4 protein-coding genes are annotated in these 4,180 nt (G+C 64.2%); 2 read left to right on the top strand and 2 right to left on the bottom strand.

What is annotated here, in order from left to right; translation table 11 throughout:
• Nucleotides 1–801, top strand: an 801-nt coding sequence (locus AC2VLV_RS04140) for a helicase HerA-like domain-containing protein (RefSeq protein ID WP_486988773.1), incomplete at its 5' end; no start/stop codon positions are given.
• Between the two features lie 11 nt (nucleotides 802–812).
• Here the strand turns inward: AC2VLV_RS04140 and AC2VLV_RS04135 are convergent.
• Both AC2VLV_RS04135 and AC2VLV_RS04130 read right to left on the bottom strand, forming a co-directional pair.
• On the bottom strand, nucleotides 813–1,199 hold the full coding sequence (locus AC2VLV_RS04135; RefSeq protein ID WP_486988772.1) for a glutelin: 387 nt from the start codon (nucleotides 1,197–1,199) through the stop codon (nucleotides 813–815).
• A 113-nt stretch (nucleotides 1,200–1,312) separates the two neighbouring features.
• Nucleotides 1,313–2,404 carry a hypothetical protein gene (locus AC2VLV_RS04130; protein WP_486988771.1) on the bottom strand — a complete coding sequence of 364 codons (1,092 nt, stop codon included), beginning with the start codon at nucleotides 2,402–2,404 and terminating at the stop codon, nucleotides 1,313–1,315.
• A 211-nt stretch (nucleotides 2,405–2,615) separates the two neighbouring features.
• Here AC2VLV_RS04130 and AC2VLV_RS04125 point away from each other — a divergent pair.
• Nucleotides 2,616–4,180, top strand: a 1,565-nt coding sequence (locus tag AC2VLV_RS04125; RefSeq protein ID WP_486988770.1) for a glutamine--tRNA ligase/YqeY domain fusion protein, incomplete at its 3' end; no start/stop codon positions are given.

The following is a 4,180-nucleotide window of genomic DNA, read 5'->3' as shown; positions in this document are numbered from 1 at the left end:
CTGCTGTGGCTGTTGTCCGAGCTGTTCGAACGTTTGCCAGAGATCGGTGATCCCGATCAGCCCAAGCTGGTGTTCTTTTTCGACGAGGCGCACCTGCTGTTCAACGATGCGCCCAAACCGCTGCTGGAAAAAATCGAGCAGGTGGTGCGGCTCATCCGATCCAAGGGCGTCGGCGTGTTCTTCGTCTCGCAGAATCCGCTGGACATTCCCGACACTGTGCTCGGTCAGCTCGGCAACCGCATTCAGCACGCGCTGCGCGCGTTCACGCCGCGCGACCAGAAAGCGGTGAAAACCGCCGCCGACACCATGCGTCCCAATCCCGGTCTGGATGTGGCACAGGCCATCACCGAACTCGCGGTGGGCGAGGCGTTGGTGTCGCTGCTCGACGAAAAAGGGCGCCCCACACCAACCGAACGCGTGTGGATGCTGGCGCCCGGCAGCCGCATCGGGCCGATCAGCCCCGAGGAACGCAAGACGCTGATGCAGGGCTCGCTGGTGGCGGGGGTGTATGAAAAAACGGTAGACCGCGAGTCGGCCTACGAACTGCTCAAAGGCCGGGTGGAAGCCGCGCCAGAAGCCGCCGCGCCCGCACCAACAACCGGAGCGCCACTCGGCTCTGGCGGCGGCCTGCTTGATTCGCTGGGGCAGGGTCTGGGGGGCCTGGCGCGCGGCTCGGGCCGCAAGGATTCCATGCTCGAAACCCTGGCCAAATCGGCCGCGCGCAGCATCGGCAGCACGGTGGGCCGTGAAATCATTCGCGGCGTGCTGGGCAGCCTGCTGGGGGGCAGCAAGCGCCGCTGATCACTCTATGCTCAGCGGCGACCCCAATCACCTCGGTCGTGGTCGCGATGCCCCCAGCCGCGTCCGTGGTCATGCCGCCAGTGGTCACGGTCCCAGCGGCGCACCGGGGCGCCGTAGTAGTAGGGCGGTGCGACAGCCACCGGGGTGTAAACCTGACCATAGCCGTAGTACACCGGACGCGGCGGAGGCGGAGGCGGGGCGAAATAGACCGGCGGCATGGGCGGCGGCGGCGCATAGACCACCGGCGGCGCCTGATACACCGGGTAGGCATTCGAGAAATTGGTCACCACGCCGGGAACCCCGACATTGACCGACCAGAACACCCGGTCGGCATGCGCCGCTGGAGCGGCGATGAGGGCGGCGCTGCCCGCAAGGGCGAGAACGATGTGGCGGAACATGGTGTAAACCTCCTGAGCAATCTTGTGGTTCGTGCTGGAGTAACGGCAGCCGAGTGGGCTTGCCGACACGGTGCGTGAAGTTTTTTTCCGCGCCGCAAGCGCCGGCGCAAGGCCTACCAGTCGAGCACGACCGAAACGGGCTTGTGATCGCTGGGGCGGTTGTCGCGCGCGGCGTCCGGGTCGCCCAGCACGCCGAGTTGCCAGGCGGCTTCTTCCACCCGGCAGCTGCCCGGCTTGATGCGATAGGCGCCCAAGCCACTCCAGATGGCGGGCGATACGACGATGTGGTCAATGAGTTCGCCCACGATCTCCCCATTTTGCAGAGGGTCGGGAAAGCGGGTCGTGCTGGCCGAGGCGAGTACGGCGGGCTCCATCGCGTGCTTGAAAAACGTGTTGGGGTCGAGAAAGGAGCCGACCAACTCGTCCAGAATGCCCTTGACGAGAAACTCGCGTTCCATCAGATCTTTGAACGGGCCGTCGTTGAAGTCGCCGACCATCACCACACTGGCCTGCTCGGTGCCGACGGCGATGATCGACGACAGCACCTCTCGCAGGCGGGCCACTTCGGCAGACAGTTTCTGGCGACTGTCGAGCGCATCGAGAACTGGCGCGGGATCGGCGCCGCGGTTTTCCCACTGAGCCGTGGTTTTCAGCAGGGAAAATTTGGATTTGGTATGCAGTCCGCCCAGTATGAGATCTTCGCCCTGCACCAGCTTGGCGCGCAGCAGCAGGGGCTGCCGGGCGAAGCTGTGCAATTTGCGGTCGGCGGGCGCGATCTTGCCCCACGGGTAGTAGGGCACATTTCGCCAGAGGCTTTTGGGTGTGCTGCCTGCGGGCAGCCAGGGCTTGATGCGGGGCGCCAGCGCCTTGCGCACGAGGGCGTGAACCGCCTGATCGGCCCGGTTCGAGCGATAGACGGTGTAGGCATTGCCGAGAAACTGCCGCACGAACAACTGCATCTGCTCCAGCAGCGGCGGGCCTTCCTCGATGAACAGCACATCGGGGTCGATGGCCTGAATGCCGATGGCGATGCGCTGGCACAGACCGTGCACGTCGGCGATGGGGCTGAGCCTGATGCTGCCGGCTTTCTTGCCGGGAAATGCGGCGGGAATGGAGGGCGCGGCAAGCCAGTCGACGTCGCGGCGTGCCCCGAAAAATGAGGTCATCCACTCCAGGTTATAGGTGCAGATTTTGATTTGACTCACGAGGGCTCCTTTTCCGCCGCCAGCGCCACGAGCCCAGAATAGTCGACGACCTACGTCATTTGAATGACCGAAAGCGGGAGGGTGCGCATGGCATCGATTTGGCGCGGTCGTGCGTTCAATGTCCGCGACTTCACTTTGCGCCGCGCTTTGGGTATTGCGCTGCAACACGGCCGTATCACGCCTTTGCCAGACCTGTTCAAATAGCGGGGCTATGGAACCTGTTGACAAACCTTCGAACTTCCTGCGTCAGATCATCGAGCGCGATCTGGCGCAAGGCACTTATGCGAACCGGCGTTTTGCCGGTCATCCGGCCGACGCTGCCGGACATGCTGCGGGGCAGACCGATCCGGCGCGCATCCGCACCCGGTTTCCGCCCGAGCCCAACGGCTATCTGCACATCGGCCACGCTAAAAGCATCTGCCTGAACTTCGGCCTGGCGCAAGACTTCGGCGGCGTCTGCCATCTGCGCTTCGACGACACCAATCCCGAAAAAGAAGACCAGGAATACGTCGACGCCATTCTCGATGCTGTGCGCTGGCTCGGCTTCGACTGGAGCGTGAGCGGCGTTTCGCACCTTTTCTATGCGAGCGACGACTTCGACTTCATGCATCGCTGCGCCTGCGCGCTGATCGAAGACGGCCTGGCCTATGTGGACGAGCAGAACGCCGACGACATGCGCCGCAACCGCGGCACGCTCACCGAGCCGGGTGTGGACAGCCCCTGGCGGAATCGTTCTCCGGAGGAAAACCTGCGGCGTTTCGAGGAAATGCGCGCGGGCCAGCACCCCGAGGGCAGCATGGTGTTGCGCGCGAAGATCGACATGACCGCGGCCAATATCAATCTGCGCGATCCGGCGATTTACCGCATCCGCTTCGCCCACCATCACCGCACGGGCGACACCTGGTGCATCTACCCGATGTACACCTTCGCGCATCCCATCGAGGATGCGATGGAGTGCATCAGCCACAGCATCTGTACCCTGGAATTCGAGGATCAACGGCCGTTCTACGACTGGCTGCTCGATCATCTCGTGCGGCTGGGCCTGGTCGCCAGCCCGCGGCCGCACCAGTACGAATTCGCCCGCTTGAATCTCACCTATGTGGTGACGAGCAAGCGCAAGCTCGCGCAACTCGTGACCGAGCGCCACGTGGACGGTTGGGACGATCCGCGCATGCCCACGCTGGTGGGCTTGCGCCGGCGCGGCTACACGCCCGAGAGCCTGCGCCTGTTCACCGACCGCATCGGCGTAAGCAAGGCCGATTCCTGGATCGACTACAGCGTGCTTGAACAATCCCTGCGCGATGACCTCGACGCCCGCGCTCCGCGTGCGATGGCCGTGCTCGATCCCCTCAATCTGGAGCTCACCAACTGGGCCGAAGTGTTCGGCAACGCGGCACACGCCGAGCCCTGCAGCGCGCCCGTCCATCCCGGACATCCCGAGATGGGGCGGCGGCAGTTCGATCTCACCGCGCAGGTGTGGATCGAGCGTGAAGATTTCATGGAGGTTCCGCCCAAGGGCTATCACCGCCTCACGCCCGGTGGCATGGCGCGGCTGAAATACGGCTACGTGATTCGTTGCACCGGCTGTGAAAAAGATGCCGAAGGCCGAGTCACCAAGGTGCTGGCCGAACTATTGCCCGACACCAAAAGTGGCACGCCGGGGGCGGACGCGGTGAAGGTCAAAGGCGTGATTACCTGGGTGAGCGCCAGTCTTGGCGTGGCCGCGCAGGTGCGCTTGTTCGACCGCCTGTTCACCGAGGCGCATCCCGACGCGGG

Source organism: Thiomonas sp. TH-17 (genome assembly GCF_057473305.1).
This window is presented reverse-complemented; position numbering and strand designations above follow the sequence as displayed.